We start from the raw sequence: 19,862 nt of genomic DNA, 5'->3' as shown, positions 1-19,862 counted from the left end.
ATGGAACTCGCCCTCGACGGCGTGACGTTCGCGCTGGACGGCAAGACCCTCGTACGGGATCTGTCCCTGCGTGTCGGCACCGGCCAGGTCGTCGGTCTCGTCGGCCCCAACGGCAGCGGCAAGTCCACGGCCCTGCGCTGCGTCTACCGCGCGCTGCGGCCCACCGGCGGCACCGTGCTGGTCGACGGGCGCGACCTCACCTCACTCACCCTGCGCGAAAGCGCGCGGGCCGTCGCCGCCATGACCCAGGACAGCTCCGTCGACCTCGACTTCACCGTCGAGGAGGTCGTCGCCCTCGGCCGGGCCCCGCATCTGCGCGGCAACGGGATTCCGGGCGTACGGGAACGGGAGCTGGTGACCGGCACCCTGGCCCGCCTCGACATCGGCCATCTCGCCCGGCGCGGGATCCTCACGCTCTCCGGCGGCGAACGCCAGCGCGTCCTGGTGGCCCGCGCCCTCGTCCAGGAACCGGAAATCCTGGTCCTGGACGAGCCCACCAACCATCTCGACATCCGCCACCAGATCGAACTGCTGTCGCTGCTGCGCGGATCGGGCCTGACCGTCCTGGTCGTGCTGCACGACCTCAACCTCGCGGCGGCCGCCTGCGACCGGCTCGCGGTCCTCTCCCAGGGGCGCCTCGTCGCCGCCGGCACGCCCGAGGACGTGCTCACCGCCGGACTTCTGCGGGAGGTGTTCGGGGTCCGGGCGGAGGTCGTACGCCATCCACGCACCGGCGATCCGCAACTGCTGTACGCACTCACACCACGCCCATGAACAGCACACCGATGAACAGCACACCCATGAACAGAGAGACGCCCATGTCCCCACGTACCACCGCTGTGACCGTCACCGCCGCCCTCACCGTCCTGCTCGCCGGCTGCGGCGCCGACATCGAGACCGACACCGAGGCCGACGCCGAGACCACCGTGCGACGGTGCGGCGAAGCCGTCCCGTACACCGTCCCGAAGAGGGCGGTCGCCTACGAAGGCGGCAGCGCGGACAAGCTGTTCAGCCTCGGTCTGACCGACCACGTACTGGGTTACGTCATGCCCCCGGCCAACCCGCCGGTGAGCGAGTCCCCCTGGGCGGCGGAGTACGCCAAGGTCAAGATGCTCAGCGACGACCTTCTCAACAAGGAACTCGTCGTCTCCCAGAAGTCCGACCTCGTCGTCGCCGGCTGGAACTCCGGCTTCAGCGACCAGCGCGGCATCACCCCCGAAATCCTCGACAAGCTCGGCATCCAGAGCTTCATGCACACCGAGAGCTGCTTCAACTACCCCGGCTTCCCGGAGAAGACAGCCCCCTTCGACGGCCTCTACACCGACCTCGAACGGCTCGGCGAGATCTTCCGCGTGGAGGAGAGAGCGACCGAGGTGGTCGACGGTTTGAAGGAGCGGGTGAACACGGTCAAGGAGAGCGCGCCCACGTCCGACCCCCTGCCGGTCTTCCTCTACGACTCGGGCACGGACCAGCCGTTCACGGCCGGAAACCAGGTCCCGCCGAACGACATCATCAAGACCGCCGGGGCCCGGAACATCTTCGACGGCCTCAACGAACGCTGGACGCAGGTGAGTTGGGAATCGGTCACCCGGGCCGCACCTGAGGTGATCATCATCCTCGACTACGGCGACCAGCCGGCGAAGGAGAAGATCGACTTCCTCAAGAAGTCACCCCGCACGAGCGAACTGCCCGCCGTGCGGAAGAACCAGTTCTTCGTCCTCGATTACAACGAGGGCATCAGCGGCCCACGGAACATCGACGGCCTGGAGAAGTTCGCGTCGTACCTCACCTCGCTGAACCGCTGATCTCCCCCGCACCGGGGGCCGGCGCATCCGGTTGCCCCGCCGCCCCACCCGCCGCACGCTGGAAACATGACGTTCGCCGTCTCCGTCCCGGAGACACAGCACTGCTGGGCCGTCGAGAGGCCCGGTCCGATCGAGGTCGGTGCCGGTGCCGGTGCCGGTGCCGGGCCGGTGGAGCGGGTACGGCGGGGTACACCCGTCCCCGGCCCCGGCGATCTGCTGCTGCGGGTGGAGGCGTGCGGGGTCTGCCGTACGGATCTGCATCTGGCCGAGGGCGATCTCCCGCCCCGGCGGCCCTCGACCGTCCCCGGCCATGAGATCGTCGGCCGCGTGGTCGCCGTCGGCGAGGCGGTGACCTCGTTCCGTACCGGCGACCGCGCAGGCGGTGCCTGGCTGCGCGGCACCTGCGGGGTCTGCCGCTACTGCCGGGCCGGGCAGGAGAATCTGTGCCCCCGGTCCACCTACACGGGGTGGGACGAGGACGGCGGCTTCGCCGAACTGGTGCTGGTTCCGGCCGCGTTCGCCTACCCCCTCCCGGAATCCCACGACGCCGCGTCGCTCGCACCCCTCATGTGCGCGGGGATCATCGGCTACCGCTCGCTGCGCCGCAGCGCCCTGCCCGAGGGCGGGCGGCTCGGCCTCTACGGCTTCGGCGCGTCGGCCCATCTGGCGGCCCAGGTCGCCCTCGCCGAGGGCGCCACCGTCCATGTGCTGACCAGGTCGGCGCGGGCCCGCGAACTGGCGCTGAGCCTCGGCGCGGCCTCGGCGGGTGACGCGTACGACCGCCCGCCCGAACCGCTGGACTCGGCCATCCTGTTCGCCCCCGTGGGTGACCTGGTGCCGGTGGCGCTTCAGGCGCTTGACCGCTCCGGCACGCTCGCGATCGCGGGCATCCATCTCACCGACATCCCCTCGCTGAACTACCAGCGCCATCTCTTCCAGGAGCGCGACCTGCGCAGCGTCACCTCCAACACCCGCCAGGACGGGCGCGAATTCCTGGCCCTCGCCGAGCGGATCGGCATCCGGGTCACCGTGAGCCCGTACCCGATGAGCCGGGCGGACCGGGCGCTCGCCGACCTCGCGGCCGACCGCGTCGACGGCGCCGCCGTGCTCATGCCCGGCTGAGCCGGCCCCCTGTCAGTCTCCGAGCACAGCCTCACGGCAGATCGAGCCAGCGCGCCGTGCCGGGCGCGACAGCCGACTTCCTCCCGTCGAGCGCGACGCACAGCGGCTCCTCCGCCGATTCCGCCACACCCACCCGTACCCGCCGCGTCCGGATCCGCAGCTCCACGTCCCAGTGGTTCCGATAGCGGACGCCGACCCGGAACTTCGACAGTTGAGGCAGCGGCGCCGGGTCGAGCGACAGCCCGTCACCGCGCGTCTCCAGCCCCGTCAGACAGCGCTGTACGAAGTCCAGCGTGCCGGCCATGGCGCCCAGATGGATGCCCTCGGCCGTCGTACCGCCCTGGATGTCCGCCACGTCCCCGACCAGCGCCTCCTCGGCGAAGGCCCACGCCTCGTCCCTGCGCGCCCTGGCCAGCACCCACGCGCTGACCAGGGCGCTGAGCGTCGAACCGTGACAGGTGCGGGGCAGGTAGTAGTCGATGGTGGCCCGCCAGGACTCGTCGTCGAGGCGGTGGCCGAGCTGCCGGAAGAGAGCCGCGAGTTCCGCCGGGGAGAAGAGATAGCCGAGCATCAGCACGTCCGCCTGCTTCGACGCCTTGTACCGGTTGACCGAGTCCCCCTCGGCCTCCAGGATCCGGTCCAGCCGGCGGATGTCGCCGTAGCGTGCGCGGTAGCGCTCCCAGTCGAGTTCGTCGAGGTCCGCGTATCCCTCGAACTGGCTGATGACACCGTCGTGGTACGGCACATGGAGGCGGTGCGCGATGTCGTCCCAGCGCTCCGGCTCGGCCGGATCCATCCGAAGGCGCTCGAACAGCGCCTGGCCGCGCGAGCGCGGCATGGCACGGCTGAGTTCCAGCGCCCGTGCCAGCACCCACGCGGCGGTGACGTTCGTGTACGCGTTGTCGTCCAGTCCCGCCGCCGTGGAGTCCGGGTAGCCGTCGTGATATTCGTCGGGGCCGACGACACCCCGGACGCGGTAGCGCTCCAGCGACGGGTCCCAGACCGCCGAGTCCGCCCAGAAGCGGGCGACCTGGACAAGCATCTCCGCGCCGTCGCCGTACAGGAACTCCGTGTCGCCGGTCGCCCGCGCGTACTGCCACACGTTGTACGCGATCGCCGACCCGACATGGTGCTGGAGGTGGGAGTGGTCGGGCAGCCAGTGGCCCGAGTGCGGGTTCAGATGGAGCCGCTGCGACTCCTCGCGTCCGTCGCTCCCGCTCTGCCACGGATACATCGCCCCCGCGCGCCCCACCTCGCCCGCGGCGCGGCAGGCCGCGGGCAGCCGCCGGTAGCGGTAGCCGAGCAGCGCCCGGGAGACCTCCGGGAAGTGCAGGTTCAGATAGGGCAGGACGAAGAGTTCGTCCCAGAAGACATGGCCTCGGTACGCCTCGCCGTGCAGCCCTCGCGCGGGTACCCCGACATCCAGGTCGGCGGTGTGCGGGGAGAGCGTCTGGAGTACGTGGAACAGGTGCAGCCGCAGGATCGAGCCCGCCTCCCCGGGCACGTCGAAGGCCGTCCGCCGCCAGATGCGCTCCCAGGCGCGGTGGTGCGAGGCGAGCAGCCGGGGGAAGGCCGGCGCCCGTCGTACGGCCTCGTTCGCGGCCGTACAGGGATCGCTGATCGCCGGATCGTGCGAGGTGTACAGCGCGACCGTCTTGTCGACGGAGACCGTCTCGCCGCGCTCCACGGGGATCGTCAGGGTCTGTACGGCCCGCCGGTCAAAGAGCCGTGGGGCGGGCTTGATGCCGGGGCGGCCGGCCACCTGGGTACGCGCGGCCAGCGCGATGCCGATGTCGGAGTTGAGTGTGCGGCAGCACAGCCACACCGTGTCGGCCGGCGCGGAGGAGCTGGTACGAGCCCTGCCGGCCGACACCTTGTCGGCCGGCGCGGTGCCGGTCGGCACCGTGTCGATCGGCACCGTGTCGGTCGGCCCGGTGCCGGTGCACCACCCCGTCAGGTGCCGGTTCGCGAGATCCGCGTAGCGGGCGACCCCGTCGTTCCGTACGTCACCGTCGATCGCGGCTTCGACCTCCACCTCGCCCGCCCAGCCCTCGGCGGTGAACGAGGTGCGCTGCGCGGCCAGATGCGGCTCTCCCATATGGACCAGCCGGCGCTGTTCCACACGCAGCCGACGGCCGCCGTTCTCCGCCACCACCGTGTACACCGACCGCCGCGTGAGTGTGCCGTGCCGTAGATCCAGCGTCTGCCCGTACTCGATCAGCTCGGGGCCGCCGGGCGCCAGCCAGTGGCCTGGGCCCGCCCCTTCGACGCGTACGCGGTAGCGCAGCGGCAGCCAGTCGGGCAGGTTGACCATGTCCTCGTTCTCGACGCGGCGCCCGGCGACGGTGGACTCCAGCCGGTTGTAGCAACCCGCCGCGTACGTCCCCGGGCTGTGCCAGGGGCGGGCGGACGTCTCCGACGCCGACCCGCGGGTGGCGAAGTATCCGTTGCCCAGCGTGCACAGGGCTTCACGCAGACGTTCCCGCTCCGGGTCGAAGCCCTCGTACGTCCAGGTCCAGCGGTCCATGGTCCGCACCTCTGTCCCTTCGTGGGGTGCCGCCTCGGATTCCAGCCTCCCCCGGAGAGCGATTCCCGGCCAACGCACGCAAGGCCCGCCCCGGCTCCCCGCTCCGCCCCGGCCCCGTGGCCCGGCCCTGGCCCGACCCCGGAAGGTGGGCCAGGATGGAAGCGGGGCCTGGTCCACCTATGGCGGGAAGGGCCGACATGAGCGAGGTACGGGAGTTTTCGCCGTCGCACCCGATCCGGGTGTTCGTGCTCGACGACCACGAGGTCGTGCGGCGCGGCGTACAGGACCTTCTCGACGCCGAACCCGACATCGAGGTGGTCGGCGACACCGATACGGCGGCCCATACGCTGGCCCGGGGCCCGGCCCTGCGCCCGGATGTCGCCGTACTCGACGTACGGATCCCGGACGGTGACGGCATCACGGTCTGCCGGGAGCTGCGCTCGCTCATGCCCGGCCTCGCGTGCCTGATGCTCACGTCGTTCGATGACGACGACGCGCTCCTCGACGCGATCATGGCGGGGGCGGCGGGCTACGTACTGAAGGAGATCAAGGGGGCCGACCTGGTCGCCGCCGTGCGGACGGTCGCCTCCGGCCAGTCCATGCTCGACCCGGCGACCACGACCCGGCTGATGCGGAGTCTGCGCGGCGAGGAGGGCGAGGCGGAGGGGGAAGGGGAGGGCGGGACGGCGTCGGGGCGGGAGGCCCTGTCGCGGCTGTCACCCCGTGAGCGGGACATCCTCGTACTGATCGGGGAAGGGCTCACCAACCGTGAGATCGGCGGACGTCTCTTTCTGTCGGAGAAGACGGTCAAGAATCACATCTCGCGGCTGCTGGCCAAACTGGGCGTCGAGCGGCGTATCCAGGCGGCGGTTCTCGCCACTACGGAGGCGGCCTCCCACCCTGACGACCACGGCGGCGGACGCCCCTGATCAGCGCTTGTCACCCGGCACCCGGCACCCGTCACTCATCACTCATCACTCGACGGGCAAGGCGCTCGCGCTCATGTGCGGCGCGTACATGCCCAGCAGCCTGATCCGGGTCGCCTGGAGACGGTCGGCCACCACTTCCAGTACGCGCCGGTGCAGCGCCAGTCCCACGACAGGGTCCTCGTCGCACAGAGCCCGTACGGCCACGGCGTCGAACTCGTGCGCCCGGACCATGCTGAAAGCCTCCGCGCCCAACTGCCAGGTGTACGGCGGAACGAGCCACGACCAGCCCAGCAGATCACCGTGGCCCAGCAGTTCCAGAGCGCCCGAGTCCCGTGCGTGCCCGCTCAGGTCGAGGTTGACCGCACCGGTCCGGATGACCCAGAAGCGGTCCGCGGAACCCCGGTCCTCGAAGATCCGTGTGCCCGCCGGGAAGGACACCGGACGGGAGAGCGCCATCAGCCGTTCGCGTGTCCGGCCGGGCAGAGCGTTCAGCAGAGTCATGGCCATGGCCGTACCTCCCGGGTGCGCTCCGGCCGGTGATCACCCGCCACCCCGCCGGATGGGACGTAACACCAGAATGCCCCCTTTGTGATGGAACGTGGCATGGGCCGTCCGGCACGGCCAGGGGCCCGAACGGCCCATTCGCCACCCTGATCGTCCTGACTGTTCACCGGGGGACGACCGGCACCGTCCATACGAGGCGCGTACCCCCCTCGCCGGGTGTCTCGACCGTCATGGCGCCGCCCAGGCCGTGCGCCCGCTCGGCGAGGTTCCCCAGCCCGCTTCGGCGCCGGTCCGCCCCGATGCCCATCCCCACCCCGTTGTCGAAGACCGACAGGGTCAGCGTGCCGCCCCGGACCACCAGGGCCACCGACGCCGACGTGGCGTGCGCGTGCCGCGCGACGTTGCTCAGCGCCTCCCCGAGGACGGCGACGACCTGCTCGACGGCCTCCGGAGGGACATCCGTGTCGAGCAGGCCCTCCATACGCAGGGACGGCGTGAACCCGAGCGCGCGCACCGCCTGCTGGACCGCGTCGCCGACGCGCGCCCGCAGCCCGCGCCCGGACCGCCCCGCCTCATGGGCGCGCAGCCCGAAGATCGTCGAACGGATGATCTTGATGGTCTCGTCCAGATCGTCCACGGCGCGCAGCAGTCGCTCCCGCGCCTCGGGACGGTCGACAGAGCGGACGACGCTCTGGAGCGTCATCCCGGTGGCGAAGAGTCGCTGGATCGCCAGATCGTGCAGGTCCCGGGCGATACGGTCACGGTCCGCCAGCACGCTCGTCCGCTCGGCGGCGCGCCGACGCCCGGCGAGTTCCATGGCGAGCGCCGCCCGCGCGGTGAACGCCGGCAAGGGGGCGGTCTCGGCCCCGGTGAACGGGGCGCCCGAGCGGAGCCTGGCCAGCAGCAGAACGCCTCGTACCTCCTCACCGGCGATCATCGGCACCGCGACGGCCGGCCCCAGACCGCCCCACCGCGCGGGGCCGCCGACGCCGGCGGCAGTCCGGGGGTCGTACTCCACATCGGCGCTGACGAGCGGCTTGCCGGCGGACAGAGCGGCACCGATGAGGGAGCCTTCCCGGGGCAGCACCAGACCGCGGTGGGCATCGGCGGCGACCCCGGTGGCGAGAACGACACGCAAGGACGCGCCGTCCTTCTCGGGCAGGGCGAGAACCCCCAGATCGGCGGAGAGGATATGGCGCGCCCGGTCGACGATCAGCCGCAGCGCCCGCGTCTCGTCCGCCCCGGACAGCAGGTCGGCCACGACATCCGCGCCGGCCCGCAGCCAGTTCTCCCGGTCCCGTGCGCTCCCGTACAGCCGCGCGTTCTCGATCGCCGCCCCGGCGGCCACGGCGAGGGTGGCCAGCAAGGTCTCGTCGTCGCCGTCGAAATCTCCGCCGCCGCGCTTCCCGGTGAGGTGGAGTTCGCCGAACACCTCGCCGTGGACCCTGATGGGCACGCCGAGGAACGGGCCCGTGGGGGGATCGTCCAGGCGGGTGTCCGCTCCCACGACACCCAGGGCTCCGTTCTCGGCGTCCACCAGCACCACCGCCGCCTCCACGACGCGCCGCAGAAGGTGGGGGAGTTCCAGCTCCCGTCCGACCGAGAGCACCGCCTCGAGCAGGCCCCGCACCGATTCGGGACGACCGCGCTGTACGGCTCCGAGCCGCGCCCGCAGTTCGTCGGGCAGGACGTCCGACGGCCCGGGTGGCCGACCGGACGACTCGGGGCGGATCACAGCGTCCGTCGTACTCCGGCCTCCCGCTCGATATCTCTCAGTTGGCTGGCCAGGTCGCCGGTGGTGGCATGGGCGGGGCCGACCCTCCCGATGGGCAGGACCTCGTGGCCACGCGTCTCCTCGAACAGCAAGGCCCAGGCCGTGTACATCGCGACCGCCGCCAGAGCGAAGCCGAGGACGGCCCCGGCCTTGCCGATGGAACCGTTGTCGGTGACCGACGCCAGCCCGGATACGAAGAACCTGGGAGCGGCCACCACCAGTACCGCGGCCAGCGCTCTTTTCGCCGTCGCCGTCAGCAGGATGAGAAAGATGAAGATGGAGAAGGCGATGAGGAAGATCCCCAGGACTTCCTTCCCCGACGCCGGTTGTACGAAGAAGATTCCCGCCTCGACGAGCCAGCTCGCCGCGAAACAACCCATGAGCGTCGAGGCCGCCGCATCACGGCAGAGCAGCGAGAAGATGCTGACAGTGAGCTGGAGGATGAATGCGGGCAGCACGACGAGCGCGACCGCGGCCTGAGACTCCGTGGGAAGAATCCCGAACTGATAGGCGGAGACGACGACCGAGTCAATGGCGACCGTGAAGAACCCCAGCGGCAACGGCGTGGCCAGGGCTCGTAGATTGACGCGGACGATCGACCGGAGATCGGCCTCATGGCGAGCCGAATCGTAGTTCGGGGAAGGAACGTCAGAACTGCCTCCTGGACGACCTGTTGACTCTTCCGCCATGCCATCACCCTCTGCGTCAGTCGCTTCACCGTTGTACCGAGACGTCTCACATTCCAGTCCGCGCGTCCGCCGGCGTCCTTTCCGCCGTGGCCGGCGGCGCCTGGTGGAAGGGCAGCTCAGCAATGGTCACGTCATCCACGGTGCGTCCCCGGCAACACCCCGTCCAACGCTGTTCGTCCATCTGACGCATGCGCGATCGACGGCCCGAGGGGCCGCCACGGGCCGCCGTCCGGCGACGGTCGAACAGCGATCAGGCGCGGACCGGACCGGCGGGGCGACGTCGCGGCTGCCGCCGGCTGCGGCTTCCGGCGGGGACGGGTGATCCGAGGGGCAGCACGGGGCAGCGGCCAGACGTACCCGGCTGTGTACGACCGTGGTGTGCGGCGATGCCGGCGATCAGCCGCGCCGTCGAGATGAGGACCCCCAGCACCATGTGCGGAAAGCGCCACCAGAATGCCTGCGTGAAGATCGCCGCACCCCAGTCGCTCGGCGTGAATACACCGTCGACGATCGAGTAGCCGGAGGGCTGCTGCATCCACGAATTCGCCGAAAGGATCCAGAACGTGGACATCATGGTGCCGACCGACACGATGGACGTCGCCACGGACATCCGCCGCTCACTCACGCGCCCGTCGCCGTAGAGCATGATTCCGATGAATCCGGCCTCTTACCGCCCGAACCACACTCGGCGAGTCGTAACGGCTCCGCGTACCGGTGCACGAACTGCCCGTTCAGAACACCGTTTCGCTACGAGCTAGCATCAGCGGCGGTCAGCCGAACCGTAGGAGAGACGTGGGCATCACAGCGATACTGCGAAGCGTCAACGAGGAACAACTGACCCGCGCCAGGCGGGACCCGTCGTACGCGGCGCGCCTCGTCGACGAGATCCCGGAGGACGACAGCGCCCAGCGCCGCACCTTCTACATAGAGCGGTTCTCGTTCAACCTGTGGGAGTCGCTGGTCTGGGACGCGCCCGTGAACGTCTTCACGGGCGAGGAAGAGATCGACCTGAACTGGGACTACGAGGACGAAGCTGAGGCCCAGGACGACGCGGACGAGGGGGACGACGACGAGGACAGTACGGCCATGCGACTCGATCCCGGATTGATGACCGAACTGGCCGGCTGGCTGCGCGACATACGGTTCGCCGACGCGTGCGAGGGCAGCGGCGAGGCATTCACCGTCGACGACGGTTACGCCTACGACAGCTACGGCTCCGTCGACGAGGACGAGTTCAACGATTTCCGCGCCTTCGTCCTCGCGGTGGCCGAACGCGGCGATGGCGTGCTGTTCCACTTCTCCTGAAGGGTGCCGAACCGGCCCACTGCGAGCCGGCCGGCGTTCAGATGTGACTACGCCTGGCTCTGTTCCGGTCTCCACGTGGCGGTGACCGTCAGATGCGCCTGCCCGCTGCCGCTGACAATGCCGAGCTTGAGGTCGTGGCCGAACTGAACGCCGAAGGTGACGGACACCTCGGCGGGTGGGGTCGCCCCTGTCGTAACCGAGTCGTGCACGTCCTGGACCAGCGAGCCGAGGGGTTGCAGCGTCGTACGCAGCGCGTCGGAGGCGACAGCGGCGGCCCCCCGCCTGCGCCTGGCGACGGGAACGAGCGGGCCGATGCCGTCCGGTGCCTGCTCCTGCTCCTGCTCCGCGGGTTCGACGACGAAATGAACCGTGGTTCCGTCCGAGAGCGCGAAATCCTGTGAATCCTCCATGCGGATCATTGTGCGGGAGGAACCCCGCCCGGACAGCGGAGTTGCCGGACTCGGCCGCGGGATCCTCTCGCCTCTCCAGGTCAGCCACAGGGCGGCTGCGCCGGGGTTCCGTCCGGCAGAAGGTTACGCTCGGCGGGGGTGTAGTCGCGGCCCACGACATCGCACAGGGCCCGGAACTGGGCCTCGGGGCGCAGGTCGAACGTCCGGCGGCGCAAGGTGAAGGACCCCTGCACCCCTCCGAGGAACACGGTAAGGCGGCTTCCTCTGACGTAGGCCGCGGCCGTTGCCCCGTCGGGGACGTGCAGCGTGGTGGAGTTGCCGCTGTCGGCCAGGTCATGGATCGTCACTTGGCCCTTGTTGGAGGTGAGAACCCGGTCTTCGTCGCTGACGCCGATCAAGTGCCCGTCCACGGAGCCGGACGCACTGCCGGGCAGCTCCTTGCGCCTGTCGACATCCCATACCTGCACGTCTCTGCTGGTGTTCTCGACGGCAAGTCGGGAACCGCGCTCGTCGAAGGCGAGTGGAGGGGTCGGCGGTTCGTCGCTGGGCTCGAATGCCGCCGCGATCGGGAGCCCTGGCAGGGTCGCGATGTGCCGGGGGGTTCGAAGGTCCCACAGCAGGACGTCACCGAAGCCGGCGCCGCGTCGGGTTACCGCCGCGACCTGACCAGGGTGGTGCGGCCGGGGAACGAGCCGGCCCTCGGTGAAGATGTCGTCGAGGGTGCCGGCACCGGCCCGGTCGGGATCGGGATGGGCGGTTGTGGGCCGCGTCAGGAGGTCCGCGTCGGCGGCGTCGAAACGGGCAAGGCGACCGTCGACCGTCAGCAGGGCCATCTCGCTGCCGCCCAGGGCGGCCAGCTCCTCCACCTCGCTGCCTTGGTGCCCGTCTTCCTGTGCCGCTGCCTTCGCCCCGGGCAGCGCACCGTCGAGTGACACCTTGTCCTTCAGGTTCCGTACGGGGTACGCGGCGAGAAGGTTGCCCTGCCTGCTCCACACCACGACCCACCGCGAATCCGCGGTCCAGGAGAGCGTCCAGGACGGCGCGTCGTCGATGAACGGAAGCGGAACGGACTGCCGCCGGGCGCCGGACGCGTCGAGGACCTTCAGGCTGCGCTGGTCCGCGATGGCCATGAAGCGCCGGTCCGGTGACACGCTGGAGGCCGCGTTGCTGTCCGTGACGGTGAATCGTTTACGGTCGTAGCGCTCGGCGCGCACGACCATGAGCGCGGTGCCGAGCGGTACCAGGACCGCCGTCCCACCGTCGTCGCGGGGCACCACCGCGGGGCCCGCGACGGAGAGTTCCGTGTCGCGGGCGCTGGGAATGCGGGCGATGTGGGTCTGCCCGGTGCTGAGGTCGGTCAGGATCTTCTCGTCGTAGAGTCCCTCATCGGTGCCGCTCGAGGAGTCGTCCGACGACACGTGGAAACGCTGGGTGCTGTCCATGCCCAAGCGGACAGCAAGCAGCTTGGTGCGACGACCGGGGGTGGTTCCGAGGGGCTGCGAGTACGAGTCGTCACCGTTCCCGCTGATGAGGAGTTCACCACCAGCCCCCAGCTGGACACCTGAGTCCAAGTTGTCCTTGACGGTGGCGGTGTAACGCAGCCGGGAGGTGCGCAGGTCCCTGATCTCGAGGACCTTGTGGTCCAGGTCAGAGGTGTAGCTGATGGTCGCGACGGAATCCGGGTCGGAGGTGAACGCCGCCTCGTGCACTCCTCTCTCGGGGACGAGCCCCTCCGGTACGCGGATGCGAGCACCCGACTCGGTCTCCCATGCCTCGGCGAACGAGGGCGGGCACTTGGGAAGGGGGGAGCATCTGCCCGAGGGCTTCACGGTCAGCAGGAGCCGCTTGCTGTCGCTGCTGAAATCGAGAGTGCTGGTGACCCCTCCGGCCGTCGGGTGGGCTATGGACAGCGGCTCGGGGCGGGAGGAGCCGTCCAGTCGCCACAGGAGCACGACATCGGACGAACTCGAAGCGGCGAAGAAGCGGCCGTCAGGGCTCAGAGCCTGCGTGTGAACCAGTCCTTCGGGAACACCACTCAGCTCTCGTGTGCGTGGCGTGCCGCTCAAGGCGTCGGTGACCACGGTGAACCTGGGGTGGTCGCTGCTCCGCGTCGAGGTGACCACCTGTACACGACCGTCCGGGGTGGACATCATGTCCGTGGCGCGCCCCGTCCAGACCGATGGGTGGCTGGCCAGCAGGTGCTGTCCACGGACGTACTGGCTCTGTAGAACCTGGCGGGTCGTGGCGGTCGGCCGGGCGTTGTAGGCGGCCAGCGCGAGTTGCAGTGCCGTGGCCGGGTCGTCCGGCGGGCGCGCCTCGGCGGCCTGGGCGAGGAGGCCCGCGGCCTGGAAGCGGAGCTGCTGTTCGGCACGCTTCAGGCCCTGCCAGGTGGAGAGCGCCAGGACGACGGAGAGCGCCGTGAGCACGGCGAGCACTCCCACCGCGGCCCTGCGTGCGCGAATCCTGCGCCGGGAGTGGCGGTGGCTCAACCGGATGAAGGCACGCTCCTCGGCGGAGACGTCCTGGCTGTGTCCCTCGAGCCTGAGATCCGCCTCGGCCAGGTCAGCGCCGCTGAGCAGACGCGCGGGATCGCTCCGCTGCGCCTGCCAGCGGCCCACATCGGCGCGTAACTGTTCCTGCCAGGCACGGAATTCCCGGGACTCCACGAGCCAGGTCCGAAGGAGCGGCCAGAGTTCGGTCAGCGCTTCGTGTGCCAGGTCGACGATCTCCTCCTGGCCGGATTCCCCCGGTGTGTACGACAGGACGAGGAGTTTCCCCGATCGGGTCAACTCGCGTACGAGTGCGAGGAGTTCCGGAGCGAGATCGGCGGTTCGGGCGGGCCGGCGGACGAAGGTGTCGCCGTCGCCCGGCCGGGCCAACTGCGCGAACAACCGGGGAGCAAGCTCTTGCTGCTCCCGCGTCAACTGGGCGTGGACGCCGTCCGCGTGTCCTACCAGGGCCCCCGCGATGCCTCCGAGTCCGTCGTAGGCGGCATGGGTGAGCATCGAGTCGCTGCGCCGGTGCCACAACTCGGTCAGGGCGAACTGGACCAGCGGCATCCGCCCCGGCTCGTCGCCCGCGTCCGCGACGATCCGCTCGGGCAGTCCCGGCTCGAACCACAGCCCCGGCACGGCGTCGACGGGAGCGGTCACCGCGCGCTTCAAGTCGTCGTCGCTCAGCGGTGCGAGGAACTGCACCGCATCACTGACGACGTCGGACGTACTGGCCGTCACCAGTACGTTCAGGGAGTCGGGACGCGCTGTGGCGACCACCCGCAGGGCTGCCGCGCCGCGTCGGCCGGCGAGGCCGGACAGCATGCGGAACAGCTCGCGTGCTTCGGCCGGCACGGCGCGTGCGTACTCCTCGAGCTGGTCCACGAACAGCACGTGCCCGGCACCCGGGCCACGGCCCAGGACACGGACGCGCAGCTCCTCAAGGACGTCCTCACCGTCGGCGAGGAGCCGGGCCAACTCCTCGGCCCTGGTGAGGCGTTCGATCTCGCCGAGCCCCGGCTCCAGGACATCGGTCAGGGCGCGGGCGAGAACGGAAGTCGCCCGAGCGCCCGGTACGGGGCGTAACCCGGAGGCGCCGACACCCTCGTCCCGTAACCGGGGCAGCACCCCGGCCCGTATCAGGGAGGACTTCCCACATCCGGAGGGCCCGACCACCAGCACCACCGGCCGCTGGTGAAGGGCCTCCGTCACCCGGGTGATGTCGGCGTCACGGCCGTGGAAGAACTCCGACTGCTCCTCGGTGAAGGGCTCCAGTCCCTGAAACGGGCAACGCGCCGGCATGGTGTGCTCATCGATCAGATCGGCCGACGGCAGCAGATAGGCGGTGCTCTCCCCCCGGTGCGCGGCGACGGTCATGCCGACGACCCCGCCCTGGGTGTCGTCCCACACCGGAGACCCGCTGAAGCCTTCCGTGACGCGGGGCCCTGGCAGGTGCGCCTCCATCTGCAGAAGCCCCTCCCCCTGCCCGGCGCGCAGGGTGCCCCGCACCCAGACGCCGTGATCCGCACCGTCCGGGTGTCCGAACACCCGGAACGGGTGCTCCCAGACCCCGGTGCCATCGACAAGCCCCGCCGGCCTCGCGCCCTCGACGGGCCTGTCGAGCCGCAACAGGGCGACATCGGCTCCACCATGGCGCCAGGAGACCACGCTCGCCCGCGCGGAGGGACGGGCGGACAGGAGCGGGAAGTCGAGGTCCACCGACCCGCCGGGCGCCTCGTCCACGGACGCCGGGAGGTCGAAGACCTCTTCGACAACGTGCGCGCAGGTACACACCAGGTCCGCGGCAACCAGGAACCCGGCACCGGCAACGTCTCCGTCGGCCGAGCGTATCCGCACCTGCGAGGTCCCCAGAACGTCACTGCGCCACTCTGCGGCCATGCCCTGCTTCCCTCCGGCTCCGGACAACACACCCACGATCCACCGCCACCCACCGCGATGACAACTCGCCTCGCTGGTACTGATGTTGACGCGCGGAGGCGCGTCGAAGGCCGAGACTGTCGCGACGGTGCGACACGACTCGGAGGGCCAGACAGGCCGACAGTTGACTCAGTGGGGGCCGCCCACTGAGCGCGGCGTCCAGGGCCTCCCGCGCCGTACGCATCGCCTGGGCGCACCTCGGCTCAGGCCATGCGGCCTGCGACCATCCGCGGAGCCACACAGCTCACCGGGCTGGTCGGCCGACTGCCTGTCGACGGACATGGCTGAGGGGCTGGAGCGGCAGGGATGCACTGAACCGGGCGCTGCTGAACGAGGTTTCCACCCGCGCGACCCTGCCGGTGCCGGCGGACACCGTCATCCCGGTCGAGTCATCCCGGCGCGCGTAATGGTTCCTTTACGTATGGTCGAAGGTTTCGGCCGGCCCCTGACACATGCGTCATTCGTTCAACAGGTCAGTGAGTTCCTGTTCCGACCAGTGGCCCGCCACACCTGGGCAAGCCGCGACGTACGAAGCAACCGCCTTGATGTCCCAGGCTGCTGCGGAGAGCAGTCCCGCCGCCAGGTAGCGCACGTATGCCGATGACGGAGGGTTCCACCGCACGTCCTTCAGACCCCAAGGGGCCGTAAAGGTCAGCACCGGTAGCCCTTCCACTTGGCCGGCACACACGAGCGTCTCGTATCGCCCCTCACCCAAGGTCGCAGTCCCTCGGGTAAGCACCTCCGTGAGATCGATCTCCGAACCTGGCCCTGGCTCCCTGTACATCTCCTGAGCCGCGATGTCCGAGAACTGGCCCGTTGTCACCAGGTGCGCTCTCGCCAGAACCCGGCCTTCGGCCCCCGGGTCGTAGAACGCCCTGCCGCCTCCCCATACCGGCGAATCGGTCGCGAAGTACAGGGCACCCCCCAACTCAACCGGGATCGAGCGGCTGGGCATTCGCGGGTCTCTGCAACCGGGATAGGTCTTCGTAGTACCTGGCGGCCGGCCACCTCGGATGTAGAACCCGAGACGGTCCAAGTGCATGTTGGATCCGTATGACGCGTACCAGACACACTCAGGGTTGAGATCATCTGGCACGGTCGGGTCGATGGATTGCAGGGCATTCACGCGTACGCACTCCCGGGAGACGTCTTCACTCGGCTGATACGTCGTACCCAATTACATGCCGGTCTCCCGGGTGTGGACAGCAACCGGAGTTGCGGCAGGCAGAGAAAGTCGCCCGGTTCGAGGACAGCTACCTGCTCTGCTACGTCAGCGGCCGGAGGGCATCATCGGCAGACTGGCCGAGCAGATGGACCGGGACGGAGGTTCCGCCCCACGCACCGCCACCTCTGAGCCGGCGCGGCGCGAACTTGCCCGCGCCGATCGGGCAGGCGCGAGCGGAACGCGCCCTTGATCAGCCGCCCCCGCCGGGGTCCGGCTCACCAACACCGCAGGCAGGGTGGGCGCCCTGACGGGCGTCGCCGAAGGCGTCCCCCTCATTGAGCGGGTCTGGGCGGTGGGTGAGTCCGCGATTCCGGCCCGCATATGGCCCACACGCACTGGTCAACGGTGGGATATGCCGACTCAGGGTGAGACAGAGTGAACACAGAGGGCGGGACCCAGTTCGGGGGCCCGCCCTCTGACCAGCACGTTCTCTGACCTGCTGCGGTGGGTGTGGGATTTGAACCCACGGTGACATCGCTGCCACGACGGTTTTCAAGACCGTTCCCTTAGGCCGCTCGGGCAACCCACCCACGCCCCGCCCACCAGCGACGGAGCGGCTACAGCCTACCGGCTGCGACCGGCCCCCCGTGGCGTTGGTCCGTCCCTGGTCCGTGGGCTCCGGAAACGGTCCGTGGCCGAGGCCCGTCCAGGGTGCAACGCACGGGCGCCGAGCCGCCATCGAGTAGAGCCAGGACGCGTCAGCCACTCGTCCGGTTGCCCTCTCGACGGGCGGCCGGCAGCAAGAGATCCCGCTCGGGGTGCTTCTCACCCGTTGCGCTGCCGAGCACACCGAGATCGGTACGAGCGGCTTCGTGGAAGTCGTTGATGGCTCGGAAGGCGCCACGGTAAAGCTCCCGCCACTCCTCAAGGGTCCCGGAGGTCTGTCCGGTCGCCTGCCAGTCGATCGCGCGGACGGCGCTGTGCGACTCGTCCGCGGCTTCTACGACGTCGCTCAGGTTCCTGGCGAGGTTGGGCGCGGCCGCGGGATTTTCGAATCCTGGGCCCTACCGAGCGCTTCCGCAGTCCCTCTCCCGCTCGGGGTGTCGTGCTCTGCCCTGCCTTGTCCGGCCGGCAGTTCGGAGCCAGTCCTCCGTCAGCCCCTCGCAATCGAGTCGGCCGTACCAAGGTCGCGACGCATAACATCGCGGAGTTCGGCCAGCGCCGTATCGAATCTGTTCTCCAGCTCGGTGTAGCCGTCGCTGTCGATCTCCGGGCTCCGCAGGAACAGGTCTCGTGTATCCCTCAGGACCACGAAAGCCGTGCGGGCGGCTTCAACGACATCTTGCGGAGCGACGATGGCCAGTTGGTGGCGGATCTCGTACGCTCCGGGCGCCAGAAACAGCTCGCGCACCCGCTGAGGGCGCTCCCGCGCGGGGATGTTTGTCTGGGCGCACTCGTTCAGTGCGGTTCGCATCCGCGACAGTGCCGCCGTGTAGTCACCGTAAAGCTGGCGCCGCGCGTCGAGGCTCTGGCCGGCGCGGTCCCTGCGCCAACTGAGTCGGTCGGCCAGCAGCGTCGAACCAACGCCGATCACCGCCCCGAGTGCGGTACTGACAGGTGCTACCCAATCCATGCTCACGGAGCCTAGGGCCCCTGACAGACCGGGGTCGGCGAGAGGGCCGACGCCCATGTGCGCACGCAGTGCGAGAAGCCCCGCCCGCCAGCGAAGCGGCGGAGCGGCCAGCGGTACGTCTTCCTTGTCGTCGTCCGACGAACCGGAAACGGAAACGGAAACGGAACCTGATCCCCGACGCCGGCGCCGGGGCGCCGAGTGCCGCTGGAACGGGCAGAGTCCACCTGCGCATATCTTTTTGTGCTCCCCGTTGATGCGTTCAGCGCATCGGTCGTCGTCCGCACCGCCGCCGGCGTGCGTGAAACTCGTTGGTCGTGTGGTGTCGATTGCGGGCGATCCCGTTCGTCGTGGTGAGTGAGGCCCGCCGACCGGTACGGCCAGGACGTACAAGCGAAGGAAACGCGCATGCGAAAGCTGATGGTGACCACATTCGTCTCCCTCGACGGAGTCATGCAGGGCCCCGGCGGCAGTGATGAGGATCGGGACGGCGGGTTCGAGCACGGCGGCTGGTCCGTGCCGCACTTCGGGCCCGATCTCATCGAGCGGATGACCGACGTGGTCCGCCGCGCCGACGCGCTGCTCGTCGGGCGCAAGACGTACGACATCTTCGCCGCCACCTGGCCCCTCGCCGACGCGGACGACCCGATCGGGTCGAAGATGAACAGCGTGCGGAAGTACGTCGCTTCGCGGACGCTCGATACCGTGTCGTGGCAGAACTCGACGCTGCTGGCGGGCGACGTCGCCGACGCGGTCCGCGCGCTCAAGCAGGACAGCGACGGCGGCGAGATTCAGGTGCACGGCAGCGGTGATCTGATTCAGACGCTGATCGAGCACGACCTCGTGGACGAGTTCCACGTGCTGGTCTTCCCGGTGCTCGTCGGTTCCGGAAAGCGACTCTTCGGGAGGGGCACCGTCCCGGCGGGGCTGAAGCTGGTCGACACCGCCAAGTCCGACAGCGGCGTCGTCATCAGCACGTACGCGCGGGCGGGCAAGGTCGAGTACGGGGCCATGGGCCCCGAGACCGGTAACTGGTAGGAGGCCAACCTGCGCCGCGGGGAGCAGATCCACGCGATGGGCGCCCGTGTCGTCCAGGAGCAGGCGCGGGAGCCGAGCGCGGCCACGCGGACGATCCACAAGGACGGGCTGGTCACGGACGGGCCGTTCATCGAGAGCAAGGACGTGATCGCCGGGTTCTTCGTGGTCGAGACGGCGGACCTCGACGATGGCGGCCTTGAGGACGCGCACCGTCGCGAGTGGGCCTCGGTGCTCGCCGCGACGGTGCGTGTCACCCGCGATCTCGACCCGGCGGAGGAGCGCGCCAGGTCGCTCTCACCCTGCGCCTCGTCTGCGGCGTGCCGACCCCCGGCGTCGCCGGGCGTGCGCTCGACCTGGTGTGAGGTACGGAGGCTGCTGGCGCTGCTCCTCGCTGGCTACCGCCATCAGCCCGCCGTCAAGGCCGATCCACTGCGCCGCCGAAACAAAAGCGGGACGCCGCCGTCGCGTGCGGGCGGGCCATCGGCCTCTGCGACAACGGCGCCGAACGCGCGCCCTCCTCGGCGACCGCCTCGC

At 69.9% G+C, this 19,862-nt stretch carries 14 protein-coding genes and 1 tRNA gene; 6 read left to right on the top strand and 9 right to left on the bottom strand.

The genetic code is table 11. The features are described 5' to 3' along the window. The 3 genes from OG329_RS21085 (at nucleotide 1) to OG329_RS21075 (ending at nucleotide 2,927) form a co-directional block, all read left to right on the top strand. The gene (locus tag OG329_RS21085; protein ID WP_405797199.1) at nucleotides 1-774 is read left to right on the top strand and encodes an ABC transporter ATP-binding protein; all 774 of its coding nucleotides are present in this window, start codon (nucleotides 1-3) and stop codon (nucleotides 772-774) included. Nucleotides 775-818: 44 nt separating this feature from the next. Continuing rightward, nucleotides 819-1,805 (top strand): ABC transporter substrate-binding protein, encoded by a 987-nt coding sequence (locus OG329_RS21080; RefSeq protein ID WP_405797198.1) that lies wholly within the window; start codon nucleotides 819-821, stop codon nucleotides 1,803-1,805. A gap of 66 nt (nucleotides 1,806-1,871) precedes the next feature. After that, nucleotides 1,872-2,927, top strand: a complete 1,056-nt coding sequence (locus OG329_RS21075; RefSeq protein WP_405797196.1) for a zinc-binding alcohol dehydrogenase family protein — start codon at nucleotides 1,872-1,874, stop codon at nucleotides 2,925-2,927. A 31-nt stretch (nucleotides 2,928-2,958) separates the two neighbouring features. On the opposite strand, the gene OG329_RS21070 is transcribed toward OG329_RS21075, so the two are convergent. Beyond that, nucleotides 2,959-5,454, bottom strand: coding sequence for a glycoside hydrolase family 65 protein (locus OG329_RS21070; RefSeq protein WP_405797195.1), 2,496 nt, complete (start codon nucleotides 5,452-5,454; stop codon nucleotides 2,959-2,961). A gap of 197 nt (nucleotides 5,455-5,651) precedes the next feature. Between OG329_RS21070 and OG329_RS21065 the strand changes: the two genes are divergently transcribed. Continuing rightward, on the top strand, nucleotides 5,652-6,383 hold the full coding sequence (locus tag OG329_RS21065) for a response regulator (RefSeq protein WP_405797194.1): 732 nt from the start codon (nucleotides 5,652-5,654) through the stop codon (nucleotides 6,381-6,383). A gap of 45 nt (nucleotides 6,384-6,428) precedes the next feature. Here the strand turns inward: OG329_RS21065 and OG329_RS21060 are convergent, their stop codons facing one another. From OG329_RS21060 to OG329_RS21045, 4 genes are all read right to left on the bottom strand, one after another. Next, nucleotides 6,429-6,884 carry a cyclic nucleotide-binding domain-containing protein gene (locus OG329_RS21060; protein WP_405801936.1) on the bottom strand — a complete coding sequence of 152 codons (456 nt, stop codon included), beginning with the start codon at nucleotides 6,882-6,884 and terminating at the stop codon, nucleotides 6,429-6,431. Nucleotides 6,885-7,050: 166 nt separating this feature from the next. Then, on the bottom strand, nucleotides 7,051-8,622 hold the full coding sequence (locus OG329_RS21055) for a GAF domain-containing sensor histidine kinase (protein WP_405797193.1): 1,572 nt from the start codon (nucleotides 8,620-8,622) through the stop codon (nucleotides 7,051-7,053). After that, complete coding sequence (locus tag OG329_RS21050; protein WP_405797192.1) at nucleotides 8,619-9,350, bottom strand: GPR1/FUN34/YaaH family transporter; 732 nt, start codon at nucleotides 9,348-9,350, stop codon at nucleotides 8,619-8,621. The genes OG329_RS21055 and OG329_RS21050 overlap by 4 nt, the downstream gene beginning before the upstream one ends. 250 nt (nucleotides 9,351-9,600) lie before the next feature. After that, nucleotides 9,601-10,005, bottom strand: coding sequence for a cytochrome ubiquinol oxidase subunit I (locus OG329_RS21045; protein WP_405801935.1), 405 nt, complete (start codon nucleotides 10,003-10,005; stop codon nucleotides 9,601-9,603). A gap of 137 nt (nucleotides 10,006-10,142) precedes the next feature. Between OG329_RS21045 and OG329_RS21040 the strand changes: the two genes are divergently transcribed. After that, on the top strand, nucleotides 10,143-10,655 hold the full coding sequence (locus tag OG329_RS21040) for a hypothetical protein (RefSeq protein ID WP_405797191.1): 513 nt from the start codon (nucleotides 10,143-10,145) through the stop codon (nucleotides 10,653-10,655). A gap of 47 nt (nucleotides 10,656-10,702) precedes the next feature. On the opposite strand, the gene OG329_RS21035 is transcribed toward OG329_RS21040, so the two are convergent. The 4 genes from OG329_RS21035 to OG329_RS21020 form a co-directional block, all read right to left on the bottom strand. Next, entirely contained in the window at nucleotides 10,703-11,065 is a 363-nt protein-coding gene (locus OG329_RS21035) for a CU044_2847 family protein (RefSeq protein ID WP_405797189.1), read from the bottom strand. 80 nt (nucleotides 11,066-11,145) lie between these two features. Then, nucleotides 11,146-15,456: a trypsin-like peptidase domain-containing protein gene (locus OG329_RS21030; RefSeq protein WP_405797187.1), complete on the bottom strand. Its 4,311-nt coding sequence runs from the start codon at nucleotides 15,454-15,456 to the stop codon at nucleotides 11,146-11,148. A gap of 1,706 nt (nucleotides 15,457-17,162) precedes the next feature. After that, a tRNA-Ser gene (locus OG329_RS21025) sits at nucleotides 17,163-17,249 on the bottom strand. Nucleotides 17,250-17,813: 564 nt separating this feature from the next. Beyond that, nucleotides 17,814-18,293: a hypothetical protein gene (locus OG329_RS21020; RefSeq protein ID WP_405797186.1), complete on the bottom strand. Its 480-nt coding sequence runs from the start codon at nucleotides 18,291-18,293 to the stop codon at nucleotides 17,814-17,816. 405 nt (nucleotides 18,294-18,698) lie between these two features. Here OG329_RS21020 and OG329_RS21015 point away from each other — a divergent pair, with 405 nt between their 5' ends. After that, the gene (locus tag OG329_RS21015) at nucleotides 18,699-19,328 is read left to right on the top strand and encodes a dihydrofolate reductase family protein (RefSeq protein WP_405797184.1); all 630 of its coding nucleotides are present in this window, start codon (nucleotides 18,699-18,701) and stop codon (nucleotides 19,326-19,328) included. Nucleotides 19,329-19,862 lie beyond the last annotated feature (534 nt).

This window comes from Streptomyces sp. NBC_01506 (assembly GCF_045040295.1).
Lineage (GTDB): Bacteria > Actinomycetota > Actinomycetes > Streptomycetales > Streptomycetaceae > Streptomyces.
The sequence above is the reverse complement of the archived record's forward strand: the minus strand, read 5'-3'. Positions and strand labels throughout refer to the sequence as shown.